Raw genomic sequence first — 20,508 nt, 5'->3', positions numbered from 1 at the left:
TTCCTCGGTAATTTAAGCGAAAGGACAGCTTTGGCGCGTCAGCAAGACAAAATACAACATGCAAAAGATCTCGGATTTGAATAACGCAACAGTTATGCCGAAAACATTATGTCAGTTGTTCCAATTCACCTGTTAAGTGATGTTTTAGCAGCCTGTTTATGTTTATTTCCTGAGCAGAATGATAGGTGTGTGAAAATTCCCAAAAAATAATGCTAGATAGCAAGCCTGCTTATTTAGGGGCGTTGGCGTGAAAAGAATCCGGATGGTAACTTCTGATAAAAGGCCTCGTTAGGACTCGTACACAAACTGTGGCATCAGATGAAAATCATGTCCCGCTTGTGGGGCATGCCACATGTCGGCTATTTTTCGCAACAGAAGGAATAGGGAAAGGGGCAAGTCTTGGCTTGACTTATGTAGAGGAATGGAATGGATGTGTTTTACGGGATGGCTGTTTTCGAAGGGAGCGTAGTCGGGCCAAGTTAAACTTTAAATTTTTGCAGTCAATGAGCTTTCTTTTTATTTTTGGGTTTGGCTTTACTTCTCTATCGGCAAAAAAAGAGGCCCCTGATGAATGGCAGGGAAGGCAGAACGGGGCAAGGATTTTCGTTAATATGGGCCTCGTTACCGTTCTCGCAGTAGATTCATGCCTGAGTTCGACGGTTCTCTAAATATTCCATAATCGCCGCCGCAGACTGTTTCGAGAAGCTCACCGCCTCGGCAACGGTTTTTGCGCCGGTTACCACATCGCCGGACGCGAAAATGCCTTCGCGCGTGGTACGGCCCACCTCGTCGGTAATCACCAGCCCGCTTTTGCCGATTTCGATGCCCTTGAGATTACTTCTGGGGGCCTGACTCACCGCAATAATGACGGAATCGGCTTGAACAAACAGTTCCGACCCTTCGATGGTACGAAGGCTCGTTTTGCCATCTTCGGTTTCCACAAGCTCGGTTCGCACGCACCGCACGCCGTTGTCGGTAATCTCCACGGGGGCATGGAAAAAGGAAAACGCAACGCCTTCAATGCGGGCGTAGTCGTAATCATGCCGCGTGGCGGACATGGCTTCCTCTCCGCGACGATAAAGTATGCTCACCTCGGTCGCTCCGTTGCGCAGGGCGGTTCGGGCGGCATCCATGGCGACGTTGCCTGCGCCGATGACGGCGACCTTTTTTCCGAGTTCATAGGCTTCGGGGCTTTTGAGGTAGTTGATGGCGTAGTGCACATGGCCGAGGGTTTCGCCTTTAATGCGCAACGGGCGAGGGTTCCACACTCCGGTGCCGATAAATACGGCGGCGTAGGCATCATTGAGCAGGTCGTCAAGGGTGATGATGGGGCCGACAAGCATATTGGGGCGAAACTTGACGCCCAGGGCCAGCAACCGTTTCTTCAATTTATCCAGCAGATCCTTGGGCAGACGAAAATCGGGGATGCCGTATCGGAGGACACCGCCGATTTTGTCCTTGGATTCAAAAATCGTCACCTCGTAGCCGTTGGCTGCAAGGATAAAGGCGACGGTGAGACCGGATGGGCCGGAACCGATAATGGCTATGCGTCCGTCACGGCGAAGGGCCGGTTTCTCCGGCACATACTGGTCCAGGTAGTAGCTGGAGATGTAGTGCTCGATGTCACTGATTTGCACGGGGGCGCCATTACGGCCAAGCACACAATGCCCTTCGCAAAAATTCTCGTGCGGACAGATGCTGGAACAGATGACCGACAGCGGGTTGTTCTCAAACAGCATCTTGCCGGCTTCTTTCATCTTTCCGTCGAGAAACAGGCGGACCATGTCGCTAATGGCGGTTTGGTTTGGGCACCCTTTTGTACAAAGAGGCTTTTTACATTGCAGACAGCGCCTTGCCTCTTCGATGATATGCTTTCCCATACTGACGTACTCCCAACATATGGCAGCCTTTGCGGCTCCACGGGTGATGAACAGGGCACAGGGGGATGGTGCCCCCGCCATGGTTTCACGTCGTTTTCGTTTGCAGGACGAACCACCAGTATTCCACAGAATCGCCGGGCAAGTCTACACACAGGCGTTGAATCGCCCCTCCTCCGTACTTTGGGGGCCTACGAGATGCGCTGCGCTCAGTATTCCGCTTGTTTCGTCTGCCGGCCGGGTCGGCGAAGTTAAGGCCTTTGCTTTCGTTCAAGACTGCGGGGGCGTCCCCGCCCGGTGAAGGTCGAATCCGATATGGGAAGGTTTGACAAAAGCCTTTGTTTGCTTGTACTTATTAGTTGAATCTTGGATCGTTGTCAGGCCCCGCACGGTTGCTGAAATTATGATATTACCCACTTGGGCGATGACTTCAAAGCGCCGCTCACCAAATGAATCAGAGATATAGGTATGCCGAAACAGGTCTTCTTGTTTTTAACGCATTTGACGGATAGGCAAAGTAATGCCGAGCTTTCCAGAATAAAGAAAGCGGTCCCCGAAGGTAGCGAGGTGTTCATGCTGTTTCATTGTCATGGGCACAAGCAGCCATCGTTCACCGGCAATATTCACAAGTTTACGGACCGGGATCTTGAAGAAATCGGTTTTCCGATGCTCAGCGAAACCATCGTTCCCGGCAGTGGCCATTTTCCGGTCATGGCTTTCAGACGCCAATATCCCGAGTACGCTTTCTATTGGGTCATTGAATACGATGTGCGTTTTCGCGGCAACTGGGAAAAGTTTTTCACATACTATCAAGCGAGCCAGGCCGACCTTTTGACCTGCCATATCCGTAACTATCATGAAGAGCCGGACTGGTGTTGGTGGAAACTGCGGCATCCGGACAAAGAGATCCCTTTGCAGCAGAGGTATCGGAGCTTCAATCCTATCTATCGCATCTCAGCTAACGCTTTGGATTTTATCGATCGCATGCATCGGGAGCAGTGGACCGGACATTATGAAGAGCTGGTGCCCACCCTGCTTTTTCATAACGGTTACCAGTTGCAGGATATCGGGGGAACGGGCTCTTTTGTGAAAAAAGGCGATAGGAACAGGTTTTATATCGATAGCCCGGAGAGTCGTCGAGGTCGGTTGAAAAAAGGAACCATGCGATTCCGGCCATCCTTCACCAGACCGGGCTGGAGATGGAATAAACTGTACCATCCCGTCAAACGACCAGCGGACAGCAGCTGAGTGTAAATGTCCGCATCCATGCTTTTCCCCAAATTTGGAGCTCGAGTTTTTTGACCGAGTGGGTTGGGGAGGTTGTACCTTTCTTGTCGTGGCCACATACAAAGAAAGCTCAGAGAATGCTGAAAATCTTTCATCATCAATTCACCGTGCCCGAAGAGGCTCTTGACGAAAATGGCCACGTCAACAACGTGGTCTATGTCCAGTGGATGCAAGACGTCGCGCTTGAGCATTCCAACGCTCTGGGATGCAACAGCGACCTGTACCGGAAACTCGGCACCCTCTGGGTCGCCCGCTCTCACTATATCGAGTATCGCAGTCCGGCCTTCGCCGGCGATCGGATCGATTTGCTCACCTGGGTTTCTGACCTCAAACGGTCCAGTTCATTGCGCAAATACAAGTGGTTGCGCACGCGCGATCAGAAGGTTTTAGCCCAGGCGGAAACGAAATGGGTGTACGTGAGCGCCAAAACGGGACGACCCTGCACGATTCATGATGAGGTGATGAACTTGTTTTCTATTGTGTCGGTTGACGATGAACCGTAACGTTCAACTGAAAAGGTTCAGCGCCGAGGCTTTTCGGTCACACCTCTGATGCGGTGCACCGAAACTCCGGCCAGGTACGGTTCACTCAGCGATGTTTCGACAGAGGATATGACATCGATAGCGATCGCCAATGGCTGTTTCGAGAGTCTTCTCGAGTTTCGGAGCACTGGTTCTTTTCAGTTTCGAAAAAGCGAAAAGTACATGACGTTATCCTATTTTAAAGCTTTCCTCGAAAGGGGGCTGAAGGTCGGAACATGACAGGTAATATATTTGATGCATTACCGGCAGAGGTTTCAAACGAAATATTCGAGGACATCGTGCGCACCTCCCATGTGCGGATCGAAAGGATCATTTCCCAAGGTCATTCTTCCCCCGAGGTCGGCTGGTACGATCAGGATGAAAATGAATGGGTGGTGGTGCTTGAGGGGGCCGGTTCGATCCTGTTTGAGGACGGCAGGCAGGTCGTCCTGAACAAAGGCGATTACCTCGATATCCCTGCACATTGCAAACACAAGGTATTGTGGACCGAGAAGGAAGGGGTAACGATCTGGTTGGCCGTTTTTTATGGCCACCAGCATAGTCCGGCAGACTCCTAGGGGAATCGGCGCCGGCGTTGTCTATGTGTTTTGTCGTAACGGGGAGGGGAGACAGGCTGAAATTTAGCTTGTCCGTTGCGGGGTTGCCGAGAAAAAACTATATTTAAACAAAGTCGGAATGCCGGCTGCTTTCTGAATGCCGTCAACACAAAACATCGAAGCTGGCGTTCTGGCGGATCTGCCTTGGTGGTTTGGCGGGTTGCCCGGCCATGTTGCCAAAGCTGTTTCGATTTGCCTGCCTGTCCTCTATGGCTGTAGACCGGGGCTGAGAGTGGAGCGGATCGTTGCGATTTTGCGCACGGTGAGACACGGGGGGGCGGCGCTTTCAGAATCCTGACCAGAGACATACCAGGATGTCGCCGGGGATCCGTGACCGCCTGCCTGCATGGGGGTTCCATGTGAATAAAGGTTCTTGGCCTGAACCTTGAATGCGGTTCTACTGAGTTGGAGATTTTATTCAGATAAGGGTGGCCATGCCGTTGATACGTTTTTCCGTAGCCCAAAAAATTGCAGCTGGATATCTGCTGGTTGTGGTTTTCTGCCTGGCGGCTATTGTTTATGCACTTACAGCGCTTAATAGTCTGACGCAACGTTCCGAGAGTCTGGTTGTCCATGAATTCCGGGCGGTGGTCCTGGCGCGGGATTTTGCCCGAAGTCTGCTGGATGATGAGCGCCTGGAAAAGCAAACCCTCATCCTGCGGGATGCAGCCATGCTGCCGCTGTTGGATGCACGGCAGGAGGAGCTTGATTCAATCTTCAGACGCTTGGCGGCTATTCCGTTGCAGGGGCGTTTCGATGAGGTCGAGCATGTGTATACTGCCTTGACGGGGCCCCGGGTTGAAGAGCGGGCTTTGCTGGAGGAGCATGCCTGGGATAAGGCCGAGCAGCTTTCCTCCAAGATTATCTCGCCGTTGCGCGAGCAATTGTTCCAAAAGCTTCAGCAGTTTCGGTTGCGGCAGGAAGATCTCATGGATCAAACCCTGCATACCTTCTCCGAGAAGAGCAGCAACGCTTTCCGTCTTACTCTGGCTCTGGCCTTCGCCGGGATCGGCTTGGCCGCTTCGGTGGCAGCAGCTATTATTGTCAAGTTTCATCGCTCCATCGCCAGATTGACCGAGGCGACCCGGGCTGTCGCATCCGGGAGTTTCAACCATCCCGTGGGGTTGAACGACGAGGACGAATTCGGGCGGTTGGCTCTGGATTTCGCCGAAATGGAGAAGAAACTCAACGAACTGCAGACGTTTAACCTGGATGCCAATCCGCTTACCCGTCTTCCCGGCAATCTCACCATCGAACGGGAGTTGGAGGGCCGGATTGCCAGTGGCCGTCCGTTTGCCCACATCTACGTGGATCTCGATTATTTCAAAGCCTATAATGACCGCTATGGTTACCACGCGGGCAGCGATATTATCGCCAAGGTCGGCATCATGGTCAAAGCCGTGGCAGCCCGTCTCGGTAACGATCAGGACTTGATCGGCCATGTCGGCGGCGATGATTACGTGATTTTGAGTACCCCCGACCGGGCTGAACCGCTCGCCGCGGAGATGATCAAGCAATTTGACATGATGGTGCCCGGGTTCTATACCGAGGAGGACCGTAAAGTCGGTTATTTCAAAGGACAGGATCGCTACGGGGTGGAACGGGAGTTTCCCCTGCTGTCCATGTCCGTGGCCATTGTCTGCTCGGATAATCTGCGCAATCCTTCCGCCGAGGCCATCGGCCGCGAATGCGCCAAGATGAAAGAGTATCTCAAAAAGCTGCCGGGCAGCAATTACCTCATCGACCGCCGAGAGAAACGTTGAACATGCGCTTTTTATTCTATCTTTTTCTCATCTTTTTCCTCTGCGGGTGCGCATCCCGGCCCTTGCCCGCTTTTTTAACTCCTGACGACCAACAACTCTTTGTTCAGGGGATGACCGACCTGGACCTCCAGGGGGATCCGCCTGCCGCTTTCGCCAGCCTGCAGCAAAGCCATCCCGAGAGTCCCTGGACCAACCAGGCCCGGACTGTCAGCGAACTGCTGGAGACCACTCACAAGCAGCAGAAGAGCATCGACCGATTGAAGCGGGCCAAAAATTTCTATCGCCGCGAGAATAAAGTCCTGCATCGAAAAATAGACTCGCTGGAAGCCGATCGTCAAAAACTCAAGCAGCTCCTGATCGATTTGGAACGGCGCGGGGGGTGATCTGAACGATTCTGCGAGGGGCGCGAACCGAAGGCCCTGTCAGGGGGATTCGGGATCTTGTGTCCTTTGTGACAGATTATTGTATGGTCGGTGTATGACTTGACGGCCTTGAGCGAATGGAGACCATGATGAATCAGGATGAACAGCATCTGGATTTACTTTCAGTTTTTCACTATGTGGTCGGTGGCTTGACAGCGCTTTTTTCATGCGTGTTTCTGATGCATGTCGCCATGGGGGTTGCCATGCTTTGCGGTGCCTTCGACGGTGACGATGCGCCGCCACGATTTATGGCCTGGATGTTTATCCTGCTGCCGTCCATTGTGGTTCTTGCCGGATGGACCCTTGCCGGTTTCATTGTCGCCACGGGGCGCAAACTGAAAAAACGCACCTCCTACACCTTTTGTCTTGTGGTGGCCGGTATCGAGTGTATCGTTATGCCGTTTGGCACCGTGCTCGGAGTTTTTACCCTGGTGGTTCTGTCGAGGGAATCGGTGAAGGCATTGTTCTCCCGTCATCAGACCGGAGTGCTGAACTCCGATACGTTAAGCTGATCCGGCCGCTTTGCCTGGGCTCGTTTTTTTTGTCCGGTGTCCGGGTGTGGGCCTTTGGCCAGGGAGCAGATTGCAAAAAGCCGGGTGGCATTGCGCAGGCATTAACCCGTAGGATACGCCAGGCTTGTCGCCCCCATCATGCATGATTTACCGTTTAAAGAGGTCTTATGAAGGATTCAATTAAGAAAACGAATGCCGAACAGCAGGATCGCATGGTGGCCGAAATGCGCCGGGAACAGCAGGAGCGCCAAGCGGGGTACAGAGAACAGGCGCTGAAACTTTTTCCGCCGGTATGTGGTCGCTGCGGTCGTGAATTCGAGGGCAAAAAGCTGCGCGAGCTTACGGTTCACCACAAAGATCACAACCACGACAATAACCCGCCCGACGGCAGCAACTGGGAGTTGCTCTGTATTTACTGCCACGATCACGAGCATACCCGGGGCGTGCAGGAAACCCGCTGCGAAGAAGCCCCGTCCGCTGCTGCGAGCCGTCCATCCCTGGCACATTCCCCCTTTGCAGCGCTTGGATCCCGAATGAAAAAGTCCAGATGATGCCTTTGTAAAACCGGCCGGCGCGTGGGATGGGCCGCTTGAAAAGCCTGCCGTTCCGGACCATAAGCACGGAAGTTTCTGCGATATGACGACCCCAGTAGGTCACGAGACGGGAGGGGATGCAATGCTCGGTACAGTTCAGGCCTATCTAAAAGATAACCATGACCGCTTGGTGGAGGAATTGACAAGCTGGTTGCGGATTCCGAGTGTCAGCAGCTATGCCGAACGGGCCGAGGATGTGCGGCGGGCCGCGGTGTGGGCGCACCAGAAACTGGCGGACATCGGTTTTCCCAAGGTCGAGACGATTTCGACCGACGGCCATCCTCTGGTTTATGCCGAATGGCTTGCCCACCCCGATCAACCGACCCTGCTGGTCTATGGGCACTATGATGTGCAACCGGCCGAGCCGCTGGAAGAATGGCAAAGCCCGCCTTTTGAGCCCACCGTCCGCAACGGCAATCTCTATGCCCGCGGGGTTGTGGATGACAAGGGGCAGGTCATGTTGGTGCTGGCTGCGCTGGAGGCCTGGGCGCGGGCGGGCGGCGGCCTGCCGGTCAATGTAAAACTCCTTCTGGAGGGTGAGGAAGAAGCCAGCGGTGAGTCCATCGATGCCTATGTGCGAGCCAACCCGGAGCGCCTCGAGGCCGACGCCGCGCTGATCTGCGATACCTCTATGATCAGCGAAACGCAGCCGTCGCTGATCACCGGTCTGCGCGGGCTTGTGTACGCCGAGATTGCCATGTACGGTGCGCGGCGGGATCTGCACTCCGGCAGCTTTGGCGGCGTCGCCCCCAATCCTATCCACGCTCTGTGCCTTTTGCTCAGCCGTCTCAAAGGCGAGGACGGGGTGATCCGCATCCCCGAACTTGAGGCGGCAACGCCGTCGCCCCCTGCCGTTGAAAAACGCTTCTGGGATACAGATCCGCTGAATCTGGCCGGGCTGTTGCGCCATGAAATGGGGGTGGATGCGCTGGTCGGAGAAGCGGCCTTCCCGCCGCTGGAGCGGCTCGGCGCGCGACCGACCCTGGAGGTGCATGGCATCCGCGGCGGTTTTACCGGCGAGGGGGCCAAGACTGTCATCCCAGCCGAGGCGGTGGCCAAAGTCAGCCTGCGGCTGCCGGCGGGTTTGAAGCCGGATCAGGTATTTGATTGGTTGGAACGAGCCGTGCACCGTAATACTCCGGACGGGCATCGCGTCGAGGTCCGTCACCTGGGCGGTGGAGAGGGCATGGTGGTGGCGCCGGATAATCTTTTTATTAGGGCGGCTACCTCGGCGCTGCAAGCCACCTATGGGGTTACGCCCGTATTCATGCGGGAGGGTGGATCGATTCCGGTGGCTGCGTTGCTGGATCAGGTGCTCAACGTACCGGTGGTGTTGATGGGTTTCGGTCTGCCGGACGATGCCCTGCATGCGCCGAATGAAAAATTCAGTCTGGCCCAGTTTGACCGGGGCATGGCCACGGTGGCCGATTTCCTGGGGCGGATCAGACGTTAATGCCCGAGGCTATCGACTGCGGATGGAGAGGCCTGCCGAGATTGACGCGGGGCTACCGGCAAGACAATGGATTATACGAAAAGGCAGCCCGCGGGCTGCCTTTTCGTTTATGGCAGGAACGGTACGGAAACCGATGGGATGGCGCAAAGGGATTATTCCAGCAGGGCGTCGGTCTTGGCCGCCATGATCAAATCGTTGCGGTGCAGTCCCTTGATCTTGTGCGTCCACCACTGCACCGTTACCTCACCCCATGCGGTGACAATCGCCGGGTGATGTCCCTCAGTTTCCGCCAGCGCGCCGACCCGGTTGGTAAACTCCAGGGCCTCGGCAAAATTGCGGAAGCGGTAGGTTCGGCTTAGGCGCTGGACGCCATCGATGGTCAGGATCTGCCAGTCGGGAATCTGCGAGCGGAAACCTGCGATTTCCTCCGCCGTTGCCAACGGCGCGCCAACGCGACAGATCTCGCAGGTTTGTTCCGATAATCGTTCCATGCTTGGCTCCTTTGGTTTCTGGATTCGCGAACGGTGATAGTTCAACTATAGAAAACCATGTTGGATACACAACCTGCAAGATGAAGATATGTCAACGAGTCGTGTCTAAGCCATTGCCCTGTTCTTTCAAAAGAGGTAGATTTTACCGATGCGAGCCTCCGCTCGAAAATGAGCCCGGGCTTTGTCTCTGCGTATATGGTGGTAACTCGTACTGTCTGCAAGGGGGATGTGAGGTGACTTGTCAGGTTAAATCCATGTTGACCGATAACGTTCTCGTCTTTGATCTCGACGGCACGATCAGTGACCCGGCTTTCGGTATCTTGCGCTCCCTGAACCATGCCCTTCAAAGCTTTGGATATCCCCCTGTTTCCCATGAACAGGTAGGTCAATATATCGGGCCGCCTCTCGATGAAGTGTTCAGGACTATCGTCGGCACGTCAAACCGGGCACACATCGCCGCCCTGGTGGCCAGGTACCGTGAACGCTATGCCGGAGCCGGATACGGGGAGAACCGCCTCTACTCCGGCATACTGGAGGCGCTGGTCGAACTGTCGAACCGGGGATTCGGTATCGGTCTCTGTACCTCGAAACGCGCCGATTTTGCGCAGAAGATTCTTGAGAATTTCGGTATCCGTCGATATTTTGGCTTCATCAGTGGCGGCGATGTCGGCGTGAAAAAGGAGCAACAACTAGCCGAGCTGCTTGCCGCAGGTACGATACCGCGCTCCGCTGCGATGATCGGAGATCGTGCTGTCGATGTCCATGCCGCTCGGGCTAACGGTTTGCTGTCGGTGGCTGTTCTCTGGGGTTACGGTTCGCGTGAAGAACTCATCGCTGCGTGTCCGGATTTTTTACTGGAAACCCCAGCTGACTTGCGTTTTCCCGGCCCGCTGGCGTGATCGTTTGCTCGGTAAAGCAGCATGGCTGGGCTTTCCCGATCCGTTTTACTCTCTGCACGTTTGTTTTTTAATATTCCGCTCAACAAGGAGGATGGCATGAAAGCAAGCGAAGTTGCCGACGGTATTTTCCGTCTTTCCGCCAATATCGGTTCCGATATGCTTTTCGAGGGGATCTGGCCGTTGCCGCACGGCGCCTCGATGAATTCCTATCTGGTCAAGGGGCGGGATGTGGCCATTATCGACGGCGTTGGTGCCTGGGACGGGGTGCCCGAAACTCTGTATGCCCAGTTTGCTCAGGTCGGGGTCAAGGTGGAGGATATCCGCTACGTCGTCATCAATCATACAGAGCCGGACCACACCGGTTGGCTTCGGTCCTTCGCGGCCATGACCCGCGATTTCGAGGTGCTCATCACGGCCAAGGGGCTGGAATTGGCCAAAGCTTTCTACCCTCTGGATGTGCCTTACCGGGTGGTCAAGTCAGGCGATAGCGTCGATCTTGGCGATGGCAAGCAACTGGTATTCGAAGAGACCCCCAACGTTCACTGGCCGGATACGATGGTCACTTTAGAGCCGACCACCGGCTGCCTTTTCTGCTGCGATGCTTTCGGCACTTTCGGCGCGGTGGATGAATCGTCTTACGACGATCAGCTCGATGCGTCGCAGTTGGCGTTCTACGAGCGGGAGGCGTTGCGTTATTACGCCAATATCGTGGGGCGTTTTTCCATGGCGGTGAACAAGGCGATTGCCAAGGTCCGAAACCTGGATGTGCGCATCATCGCTCCAGGTCACGGGCCGGTCTGGCGACAGGATCCGGAGCGGGTTATCCGCCTTTACGAGCGTCTTGCAGCCTATGCCAAGGGACCGGCCAAGCCTTTGGTGACGGTGCTTTGGGGCAGTATGTACGGCAATACGGAAAAGATCGTGACGCCGCTGCTCGAAGGGATCGCCGACGAAGGCGTCGAGTCGGTGGTTTATCAGGTACCGCAGAGTCACATCGGCGATATCCTGGCCTCGGCGTGGGAGTCGACGGGCATCGCTTTGGCCATGCCTACCTACGAATTCCAGATGTTCCCTCCCATGGCCGCCATTTTGGACGAACTCGGCCGTAAACAGGTCAAAGGCAAACTGGCATTGCGAACGGGTAGTTTCGGCTGGTCCGGAGGTGCGCAGCGGGAGCTGGACGAAATCGTTGCGCGTCAGAAGATGGGCTGGAATTTTCTGGAACCGGTGGAGTTTCGGGGGGCACCCGGTGCAGAGGATCTGAAGCTCATTCGTCAACGCGGTGGAGAACTGGCGAGACAGGTTCGGGAAACCGCCTTGGCGGATGTCTGATCCCCGATCCTGAGGGCGTGGGCAACGGGGGATGTCGAATCGTTTACGGATGTGGCTCTGGGCGGCGTCCGGTTTTGTCAGAGCGTCACAGGGACGACGGCGTGGCATTTTTGCTGATGAATCCATGACGTTGGGGCATGCAGGGGGTTGTCGCCTTCGACGTTTGGGGTTAGAATAACCCCCTTTTTACCCATAAACGAGGTTCTCTCATGGAAGATAAAATGGTGCTGGTCACCATGACCGGTCCGGATCAGGCCGGTATCATTTCAGCCGTGGCCGGATGTATTGCCGAAGCGGGTGCGCGCATTCGCGATATCGAGCAGAGTGTGGCGCATACCATGGTTTCTCTGTCGGTGCTTATCGATTTGCCCGACGGCATGCGCGACCAGAAGCCGTTGCTCAAGGAGTTGCTGTTTCGCGCCAAGGAACTCGGGCTCGATCTCGACTTCGAACCGGTCGACCCGGAATCCTATCGTTTGCGCGAGCCCGGTTGCATGTATGTCCTGACCATGCTCGGCTCGGAGGTCAACGCCGAAGTGCTGACCCGCATCGGTGCCACCCTGGCCGCTGCGCAGGTCAACATCCAGCGTATCAACAAGTTGACCCGTGGACAATTGCGCTGTGTCGAACTTGTCATCAATGTGCCCCCGAGCCTCGACATCAAGGAGCTGACGAGCGAGTTGCTCAACGCCGGCGTCGGTCTCGGCATCGATATCGCCCTGCAGAAGGAAAACCTGCACCGCCGTGCCAAGCGGCTGGTGGTGCTCGATATGGATTCGACCCTGATTCAGGTCGAAGTAATCGACGAGTTGGCGCGGCTGGCCGGCATCGGTGAGCAGGTGGCGGATATCACCCATCGGGCCATGAATGGCGAACTCGATTTTCAGCAGGCTCTGCGCGAACGGGTGGGGCTGCTCAAAGGGCTTTCGAGTGAGGCCCTGGAGGAAGTCTATCGCGCCTTGCCCTTTACCCCCGGAGCCAAAAATCTGATCCGCGTTTTGCGCCAGCTCGGTTTTAAGACCGCGGTGATTTCCGGCGGTTTCAGCTTCTTTACCGACCGCCTCAAAGAGGAACTCGGTCTCGACTATGCCTACGCCAACGACCTTGCCATCGAAAACGGTCAGGTGACCGGTGAGGTGCGTGGAACCATCGTCGATGGACAACGCAAGGCCGAACTGCTGGAGGAGATCGCCCGGCGCGAGGGGATTGCCCTGAGTCAGGTCATCGCCATCGGCGATGGCGCCAACGACCTGCCCATGATCGGCAAGGCCGGTTTGGGCGTGGCTTTCAATGCCAAGGCCCGGGTGCGGGAGCAGGCCCAGTATCGGATCAATCAGCCGAGTCTCGATTCGATTCTCTATCTGCTCGGTATCGCCGAGTGGGAAATGGCGGAGCTGGAGGCGTGAAGCTCCCCGCGCCGCTGATCGAGGGGCGACTGGTGCGCCGCTACAAGCGCTTTCTGGCCGATGTGGAACTGGCCGATGGATCGCTGGTGACGGCGCATACACCCAATACCGGCAGTATGTTGCAGTGTGCCGTGCCCGGGCATCGGGTGTTGATCTCGCGCAGCGACAACCCCAAACGCAAGCTGGCCTACACCCTGGAACTCATTGAAGTGGCGGGGTTCTGGGTCGACACCCATACCCATCGCACCAACCGGGTAGCCGAGGAGGCGCTGCGCGGCGGAGCGGTCCTGGAATTCACCGGCTGGCAGGTGACGCCGGAGCATACTTACGGTGACAGTCGGATCGATTTTTTGCTGCAGCAAAACGATCGTCAGGCCCTGGTGGAGGTCAAAAACGTTACCCTGTTGTGCGATGGACAATGCGCTTGTTTTCCAGATGCGGTCACCACGCGCGGTCAGAAGCATCTCCGCACTTTGATGGACGCTCGTCGGGCGGGGATGCGCGCGGCGATACTTTTCGTTGTGCAGCGCGGCGAGGCGACCGCCTTCAGGCCTGCCGACACGATCGATCCCGAATACGGACGCTTGCTGCGCCAGGCGGTATCCGAGGGGGTAGAAGCTTTGGCCTATCGCACCCGTATCTCACCGACGCAAACCTTCATCGACCGCCGCCTGCCGGTATGGCTCGATTGAGGTTTAAGTGCGGGTAGAGAGTTTTTACCGCAGAGCCCACAGAGAACGCGGAGATATTCATAAAGTTTTGCATTAAACAATTTGATTTTCTCTGCGGTCTCTGCGTGCTCCGCTGTTCATGCTTTATTGGCTCTCCATGAGTTGTCTTCTGCTTCAACTGCATCCCAAAGAAACCTTGCAACAAGGGTAAGTTAGCACCTGGTTCTTTTTAGTACTCACCCTTCAGAATCTTAAGGAGCCCCGCCATGCGCGCGGTCGGCCTGATCACCGAATACAATCCCTTTCACAACGGTCATCTGCATCATCTGCGCGCCAGCCGCGAGGCTGCTGGGGCCGAGGTGGCAGTGGCGGTCATGAGCGGGCACTTCCTGCAGCGCGGTGAGCCGGCCTTGCTCGACAAATGGCGGCGCGCTGAAATGGCGTTGCGCTGTGGCGTCGATGTGGTTGTCGAACTGCCATTTCCTTTCGCGTGTGCCAGCGCACCTCATTTTGCCCGTGGAGCTGTCCAGTGTCTCGATGCCCTCGGTGTCGACAGTCTTTGTTTCGGCAGCGAATCAGGCGACCTGGGGGCTTTGCAACGTTGCGCCCAGTTGCTTGAAGAATGCGGGGAACAAGTAGCTGAACGAACCGCGACACTGCTGCGCCGGGGGATGCATTATGCCGCGGCCCGCAGTCAGGTCTGCGCCGAACTGTCCGGTTGCGACGCCGCCACTCTGCCTTTGCACCAACCCAACAATATCCTCGGTATCGAGTATCTGCGTGCCCTTCGAGCTACCGGCAGCGCCATGCAACCTTTCACCATTTCGCGTCTGGGTGCCGGTTATCACGACGATGCGGTGGGGCCCGGCAACATCGCCAGCGCCAGCGGTATCCGAAAACGACTGGCTATGGGCGAGACCGTGGATGAGCTGCTGCCGGCACCGGCTGTAGATGTGGTGGCGGGGGCCCGTGCCGACCGGCTTTTCCCCGATGAGGATTTGCTGCACCGATTGTTGCTGGCGCAGATCTTTCGCGGCCGCGACTATCTGCAGAGCCTTTACCAGGTCGAAAGCGGCATCGATGCGCGTCTGACCGATGCTGCCGCCACCAGCCGCGACTGGCAGGCATTGGTGGATGCGGTGAAGGTACGTCAGTTCACCCGCACCCGCATTCAGCGGACCCTGATGTACATTCTTAACGATGTACGTGGCGACCTGATGGCCAGCCTGCTGGCTGCCGGTCCGCTTTACCTGCGACTGCTCGGCAGCAGCCCGCGCGGGCGGGCGTTTCTTGGCGCGGCCCGCAAGCGTCGTCGCCTGCCCATGGTCACCAACCTGTCACGGATCTACTCCCAGCTCAAACGCACCTACGGCCCCCGGTCCGAAGACTACCGCCTGGCTTTGGCCATGCTCGAACTCGACCTGCGCGCCACCCGCAACTACTCCCTGCTGCTGCCCGGCTGGTCCGGCGTCAGCCGTGAGCGCGATTTTTTTGAAGCCCCCCTCGATATCCATTCCGCCATCTGAAATTCTGCCGCTTTCCAACCCCGCTTTCCCCCCCCCTGTAGGATGTGCTGAGGAACGAAGCGCATCGATCTTAAACACTGCCGATTTCCAACCCCGCTTTCCCACTCTGCCGGATGTGCTGAGGAACGAAGCGCATCGATCCAGCTCCCTGCTTGAACCTTGTTATACTTACAGCCGGTGTTTGTCCCGTCGGCGATGTCTGCAAAGGGGGAGTGGGGATGATTATTCTGGCCTATGACGGTTCATTGAACGGCGACTGGGTTTCGCGGTACGCCATGCGTTTTGCGGCGCATGTCGGCACCTCCTTGTCCGTGTTGCACGTCAGCGATGGGAGTCAGAACCCCGACCAGCTGTTCGTCAAACTGCAACGTCTGGAGCGCGAAAGTCAGGCCCTTGGGGTCGAAGTGTTCACCGAAATCCTGCCTGAGGAAAAAAGTGTTTACTTTACGTTATTGAAACACCTGCCCACCGGCCCCGGGAATATTGTGGTATGCGGCACCCGCGTACGCTCCCGTCAGCGTCGTTTTCTGTCGGGGACGATCGCGGAGAAGCTGTTGCGCACCGGGCACTTCCCCGTGTTGGCCCTGCGGGTGGTGCAGCCCGGTCTGCTCGGCACGCCGCGGGACTTGTTGCTGCCGCTGGCCGGTCATCCGCGCGGATTCGCGGCGGCCTGGCCGTTTTTCCGATTGTTGCTGCCGGAGGTCGATCAACTCTTTCTGCTGCGCTGTATGCAGGTCAGTCCTTTGCGCCTGTCAAATCTGAGTATGGTGCGTCGGGAGGCCATGCGTCAGGCCGGAGAACGTTACCTGTCCGGGGTTGCCGAGGAGATTCTGCATCGGCGCGGGGACAGCTCGTTCCGCCTCGACTGGCGGATTTCGATCTGCGACGACTGGGTGCGTCATGTTCTGATTCACGCCAGCCGGCTTAAGGTACGCATGCTGTTGTTGGGGGCTACCGAACGCCCCTTGGGGCATCGGTTGCTTCATGGCAATGCCCTGGAGCGGATTCTGCGTGGGACCCCCTGCGATGTGGGGATTTATCGAAGCCTATGAGCGATACGCGGCAGATACAGCAATTATCCCCTGAGGAAGTCTTCGGATTTTTGGGCAGTCGGCAAGAAGGCCTTAGTCCGGGCGAGGTCGAGGAGCGCGTGCGGGAGGTCGGGCGCAATACCGTCGAGGTGCGCGATCGTTGGAAATGGCCCCGTACCCTGGCCCGGCAATTCAGTAATTTCTTCACCATCCTGTTGTTTGTTTCCGCCTGTATCTGTTTCGTGGCCGACCGGATTCAACCGGGCGAAGGCATGAACGTGCTGGGTTGGGCCCTGGCCGGCGTGGCGTTGCTCAATGCTCTGTTCAGTTTTATCCAGGAATACCGGGCCGAACGGGCCATGCAGGCCCTTCAGCAGTTCCTGCCGCAACGTGTGCAGGTGGTTCGAGATGGCGCGACACGGGAGATCCTGGCCGAGGAACTGGTGCCCGGCGATGTCCTGGTCATCGGCGAGGGGGATCGCATCCCGGCCGACGCCCGACTGGTGGAGTGCCAGGACCTGGTGGTCAATAATGCTCCGCTGACGGGAGAGGCCAAGCCGGTGGCCCTGACGGCGGTGGTTGAGGATGCCCGACTCATCGAAAGTCGCAATATCGCCTTCGCCGGTTGTTCGGTGTTCAAGGGACAGGCCGTGGGGGTCGTGTTCGCCACCGGCATCCGCACCGAGTTCGGCAAACTGGCGCATTTGTCCCAGGTCATCCGCCGCAACCCATCCTCTCTGGAGCGGGAAACGGCGCACATGGTCAGGGTTCTTACCGTCATTGCCGTGGCCATGGGGCTGGCCTTTTTTACCTATGGGGTGGTCAGCGGTCGATCGTTGTGGGTCAACTTGGTGTTTATGATGGGCATCATCGCCGCCAACGTACCCGAGGGCCTGTTGCCCACCTTTACGCTGTCTCTGGCCATGGGCAGTCTGCGCATGGCGCACAAAAACGTGCTGGTCAAGGGCCTTAATGCCGTGGAGGCACTTGGGGCGGTGCATGTGATCTGTACCGACAAGACAGGCACCCTGACGTGTAATCAGCTGCGCATCACCAGCCTGTCTTCGCCTTTGGACGCCACCCTGTCGGAGGATCCGCAGGCCCAGCAACGGTTGCTGGAACTGGCTCTTGGCGCATCCTCGGTGCGTCGCAGCGAAAAGGGGCTCAGCGGCGATCCCCTCGATGTGGCGATCGCCCTGGCCTATCAAACACGCCAAGGGGACCTGTCCGAGGTGCGCGAGACGCTGCACAAGGGGTTTGCTTTCGATGCCGGGAAACGTCGCTCGGGCGGGGTTTTTACCTGGCGCGGACGCCAGGTGTTTTCGGTCAAAGGTGCCTGGGAGGCCCTGCGGCCCCTGCTGACCCATATGGAGTCGGGGGATGGAGGCCAGCCCGTGATTGCCGACGAAGCCGCTCTGAACCAGGCCGAAGACCATATGCGGCGGCTGGCCGGAGCCGGTTTGCGGGTCATCGCCGTGGCCTGGCGGGAACTGCCCGAGGATACGGATCTGACGACAGTCAGCCAGGGTCAGTTGGAACAGGGGCTGATTCTGGGCGGTTTTCTCGGCATCGAAGACCCGGTGCGCCCGGAAGTTCCTGCGGCGGTGCGTACCTGTCACGAGGCCGGTATCGAGGTGCTGATGATTACCGGCGATCATCCCGATACCGCTCTGGCCGTAGCCCGTAAAAGCGCCATTGTATCCGAACATAACGATGGTGCCCGGATCCTCACCGGCGATGTGCTGGAGCAACTCACAGAGCGTGAGCTGATGATCCGGCTGACGGACGGCGTACGCATTTTCGCCCGCACTACCCCGGAGCAGAAGATGAAAATCGTTGCCGCGCTGCAGGCCATGGACAAGCTGGTGGCCATGACTGGCGACGGCGTCAACGATGCGCCGGCCCTCAAGGCCGCCGATGTCGGTATCGCCATGGGGCGCAGCGGCACCGACGTGGCCCGGGCCTCGGCCCAGATCATTCTGCTGGACGACAATTTCGCCTCCATTGTCGCCGGGGTGGCGGAAGGCCGTACGGTGTTCGCCAACATCAAGAAATTCACCAACTATGTGCTGGTCAGCAACGGTCCGGAGATTCTGCCCTATCTTATCTATATCCTGCTGCCGGTACCCCTGGCGTTGACCGTTATCCAGATCCTGTCCATCGATCTTGGCACCGACATCATCCCTTCCATGGCGTTGGGCCAGGAGGCGCCCGATCCGGAAGAGATGCAGCATGGGCCGCGTCGCCGCGATCAGGGCCTTTTGACTCCGGCTCTGATCTGTCACAGTTATATGTTCCTCGGGTTGCTCGAGGCGTTGTGGTCGTTGGGGCTGTTTTTTCTGGTGCTGGTACAGGGCGGTTGGCACTACGGGCAGGATCTGGGGGCAGCCGATCCCCTCTATCGCTCGGCGACGGGAATCGCCCTGTCGACCATTTTGCTGATGCAGATCGGTAACCTCATCGGCAGGCGTTTTGCGAGGCGATCCGGCCTGGATCGGGGGCTGTGGGTTAACCGTCTGCTGCTGGCCGGTATCCTTGTTCAAATCCTGTTCAGCTGGGCGCTGCTGTACACCGCTCCGTTACAGAAGGTGCTCGGCACCGGTCCGGTGTCCTGGCGGATGTTTGCGCTGGCCTGGTTGGGGATTCCGCTTATTTTCGGTCTCGATTATGTGCGCAAGCGGTTGCTGGGGGAGCGGGCGATGCGGTAGGCGAGCGGGAAACAGCCTCCCCCGTTTGACCGGGGGAGGCGTGGGGTATTATTCCAGAATCAGGTTGGGCAATTCGTCCGTGTCATCGTCCTTCACCGGGAAATGTTCCGCCAACATTTCACCGCATTTGCCGATAGCCTGGCATAAGGCATCGCAGGCGCGTCCTTCGTGGATGCCGGCGGTGATCTCCGCAATCAGGCCGTCCCAGGTGTGGGGCGGTACGGCGTCGTTGATGCCGCGATCGGCGAGAATCTGTACGCGATGCTCGAACAGGCAGATGAGGATCAGGATACCGGTATTGTCGCGGGTGTGATGCAGTTGCCGTTCGACAAAGGAAACCAGGGCCTTTTCCGCGACCTCGTCAGTCATTTCCTGCGAGGTGATGAGGGATCGTTTGAGGGGCGGGCAAAACCGGATCAGCCATTTGCAGGGCAGGTAAAGCAATAAAAATGCGGCCAGAAAAACCCACAGCGACTCGCCGAAAAAACCCCAACTGAGGGTGGTGGCCGCTGCCAGGGCGAAAAAACCGCCGCCGATGATTTCAGCGCGGGGGTAGTCGTAGGCGCAGGGCGCGAGCATCGGCACGATTTCACCGCTGGTGTGTTTTTCAGCGGCCTGCACGGCCTGCTCGATGCGTTGCTGCTGCTCCGCTGAGAAAAAATTGTCGGTTGTATATTTCATCGGATTCCTCCTACCAGCTGCCCGAGGAGCCACCGCCGCCAAAGCCGCCGCCTCCGCCGGAAAAACCGCCTCCGCCACCACTGAAGCCACCGCCGCCTCCGAAACCGCCTCCGCCGTACCAGATGCCGCTGCGGCGGTGCGAGCGGCGCCGCGGACCGGCCAACAGCAGCCATGGGCCCAAAAACAGCAGCAAGGTCCAGAACCCGCTGGGTCGCCGTTTCTTGGCCGGTTTGCCCTGGTAAGCACCGCGCACCGCCTGGGCCATGGCGTTCATACCGGCGACGATACCGGCATCATAGTCCCCTTTACGGAAGCGCGGCGTGATCTCCTGATCGATGATGCGTCCGGTCAGCAAATCGGTGAGACGATCTTCCAGACCGTACCCGACCTCGATGCGGATTTTGCGATCATCGCGGGCGATGAGCAGCAACGCGCCATTGTCTTTGCCCCGCTGGCCGATGCCCCAACTTTCGGCGACTCTGAGGCTGTAATCCTCCAATACCTCTCCCTCCAAGGAAGGGATGGTCAGTACCACCAGTTGTGTCGAGTCGCTACGCTCGAAATCGCGTAGGCTCTGGTCCAGTTGCCGCTTGGTGGTAGATGACAGCAACCCGGCCCGGTCGTTGACATAGCCCGATGGTGGCGGCACCTCCAGAGCTTGCAGGGGCATGGCAGTTGCCAGCAACAGTCCTAAAAGGAGAAAGATCCGTTTGCCCAT

At 57.5% G+C, this 20,508-nt stretch carries 19 protein-coding genes; 15 read left to right on the top strand and 4 right to left on the bottom strand.

Annotated features, from left to right (window positions below):
• Window positions 1-641: 641 nt before the first annotated feature.
• A complete protein-coding gene (locus PCAR_RS12535; protein WP_011342053.1) occupies window positions 642-1,880 on the bottom strand; it encodes an NAD(P)-dependent oxidoreductase in 1,239 nt (412 codons plus the stop codon).
• 570 nt (window positions 1,881-2,450) lie between these two features.
• Between PCAR_RS12535 and PCAR_RS17965 the strand changes: the two genes are divergently transcribed.
• From PCAR_RS17965 to PCAR_RS12490, 8 genes are all read left to right on the top strand, one after another.
• On the top strand, window positions 2,451-3,125 hold the full coding sequence (locus tag PCAR_RS17965) for a DUF3405 domain-containing protein (RefSeq protein ID WP_158447425.1): 675 nt from the start codon (window positions 2,451-2,453) through the stop codon (window positions 3,123-3,125).
• A 116-nt stretch (window positions 3,126-3,241) separates the two neighbouring features.
• The gene (locus PCAR_RS12525; protein ID WP_011342051.1) at window positions 3,242-3,667 is read left to right on the top strand and encodes an acyl-CoA thioesterase; all 426 of its coding nucleotides are present in this window, start codon (window positions 3,242-3,244) and stop codon (window positions 3,665-3,667) included.
• A gap of 254 nt (window positions 3,668-3,921) precedes the next feature.
• Entirely contained in the window at window positions 3,922-4,263 is a 342-nt protein-coding gene (locus tag PCAR_RS12520; protein ID WP_011342050.1) for a cupin domain-containing protein, read from the top strand.
• Window positions 4,264-4,736: 473 nt separating this feature from the next.
• Complete coding sequence (locus tag PCAR_RS12510; protein ID WP_011342048.1) at window positions 4,737-6,065, top strand: diguanylate cyclase; 1,329 nt, start codon at window positions 4,737-4,739, stop codon at window positions 6,063-6,065.
• Between the two features lie 2 nt (window positions 6,066-6,067).
• The gene (locus tag PCAR_RS12505) at window positions 6,068-6,448 is read left to right on the top strand and encodes a hypothetical protein (RefSeq protein ID WP_011342047.1); all 381 of its coding nucleotides are present in this window, start codon (window positions 6,068-6,070) and stop codon (window positions 6,446-6,448) included.
• A gap of 128 nt (window positions 6,449-6,576) precedes the next feature.
• Window positions 6,577-6,999 carry a hypothetical protein gene (locus PCAR_RS12500; protein WP_011342046.1) on the top strand — a complete coding sequence of 141 codons (423 nt, stop codon included), beginning with the start codon at window positions 6,577-6,579 and terminating at the stop codon, window positions 6,997-6,999.
• Between the two features lie 167 nt (window positions 7,000-7,166).
• On the top strand, window positions 7,167-7,550 hold the full coding sequence (locus PCAR_RS12495) for a YajD family HNH nuclease (RefSeq protein ID WP_011342045.1): 384 nt from the start codon (window positions 7,167-7,169) through the stop codon (window positions 7,548-7,550).
• 124 nt (window positions 7,551-7,674) lie between these two features.
• Window positions 7,675-9,045 (top strand): dipeptidase, encoded by a 1,371-nt coding sequence (locus tag PCAR_RS12490; protein ID WP_011342044.1) that lies wholly within the window; start codon window positions 7,675-7,677, stop codon window positions 9,043-9,045.
• A gap of 152 nt (window positions 9,046-9,197) precedes the next feature.
• Here PCAR_RS12490 and PCAR_RS12485 read toward each other — a convergent pair whose 3' ends face one another.
• Window positions 9,198-9,536 (bottom strand): 4a-hydroxytetrahydrobiopterin dehydratase, encoded by a 339-nt coding sequence (locus PCAR_RS12485; protein ID WP_011342043.1) that lies wholly within the window; start codon window positions 9,534-9,536, stop codon window positions 9,198-9,200.
• Between the two features lie 254 nt (window positions 9,537-9,790).
• On the opposite strand from PCAR_RS12485, the gene PCAR_RS12480 reads away from it, so the two are divergent.
• The 7 genes from PCAR_RS12480 (at window position 9,791) to PCAR_RS12450 (ending at window position 19,109) form a co-directional block, all read left to right on the top strand.
• Window positions 9,791-10,435, top strand: a complete 645-nt coding sequence (locus tag PCAR_RS12480; RefSeq protein WP_041531374.1) for an HAD family hydrolase — start codon at window positions 9,791-9,793, stop codon at window positions 10,433-10,435.
• A 96-nt stretch (window positions 10,436-10,531) separates the two neighbouring features.
• Window positions 10,532-11,767, top strand: a complete 1,236-nt coding sequence (locus tag PCAR_RS12475) for an FprA family A-type flavoprotein (protein ID WP_011342041.1) — start codon at window positions 10,532-10,534, stop codon at window positions 11,765-11,767.
• A gap of 209 nt (window positions 11,768-11,976) precedes the next feature.
• Window positions 11,977-13,173: a phosphoserine phosphatase SerB gene (serB, locus tag PCAR_RS12470; RefSeq protein WP_011342040.1), complete on the top strand. Its 1,197-nt coding sequence runs from the start codon at window positions 11,977-11,979 to the stop codon at window positions 13,171-13,173.
• Window positions 13,170-13,865, top strand: a complete 696-nt coding sequence (sfsA, locus tag PCAR_RS12465; RefSeq protein ID WP_011342039.1) for a DNA/RNA nuclease SfsA — start codon at window positions 13,170-13,172, stop codon at window positions 13,863-13,865. Before serB ends, sfsA begins: the two co-directional genes overlap by 4 nt.
• A 245-nt stretch (window positions 13,866-14,110) precedes the next feature.
• Window positions 14,111-15,370, top strand: coding sequence for a nucleotidyltransferase (locus tag PCAR_RS12460; RefSeq protein WP_011342038.1), 1,260 nt, complete (start codon window positions 14,111-14,113; stop codon window positions 15,368-15,370).
• Window positions 15,371-15,588: 218 nt separating this feature from the next.
• Window positions 15,589-16,422, top strand: a complete 834-nt coding sequence (locus tag PCAR_RS12455; protein ID WP_011342037.1) for a universal stress protein — start codon at window positions 15,589-15,591, stop codon at window positions 16,420-16,422.
• The gene (locus PCAR_RS12450) at window positions 16,419-19,109 is read left to right on the top strand and encodes a cation-translocating P-type ATPase (RefSeq protein ID WP_011342036.1); all 2,691 of its coding nucleotides are present in this window, start codon (window positions 16,419-16,421) and stop codon (window positions 19,107-19,109) included. The genes PCAR_RS12455 and PCAR_RS12450 overlap by 4 nt, the downstream gene beginning before the upstream one ends.
• Before the next feature lie 48 nt (window positions 19,110-19,157).
• Here the strand turns inward: PCAR_RS12450 and PCAR_RS12445 are convergent, their stop codons facing one another.
• The gene (locus PCAR_RS12445; RefSeq protein WP_011342035.1) at window positions 19,158-19,790 is read right to left on the bottom strand and encodes a TPM domain-containing protein; all 633 of its coding nucleotides are present in this window, start codon (window positions 19,788-19,790) and stop codon (window positions 19,158-19,160) included.
• A gap of 10 nt (window positions 19,791-19,800) precedes the next feature.
• Window positions 19,801-20,508: a TPM domain-containing protein gene (locus PCAR_RS12440; RefSeq protein WP_011342034.1), complete on the bottom strand. Its 708-nt coding sequence runs from the start codon at window positions 20,506-20,508 to the stop codon at window positions 19,801-19,803.

This window comes from Syntrophotalea carbinolica DSM 2380 (assembly GCF_000012885.1).
GTDB classification, from domain to species: Bacteria; Desulfobacterota; Desulfuromonadia; order Desulfuromonadales; family Syntrophotaleaceae; genus Syntrophotalea; species Syntrophotalea carbinolica.
Note: the sequence above shows the minus strand (reverse complement) of the source record. Positions and strands in the feature narration are given on the sequence as shown.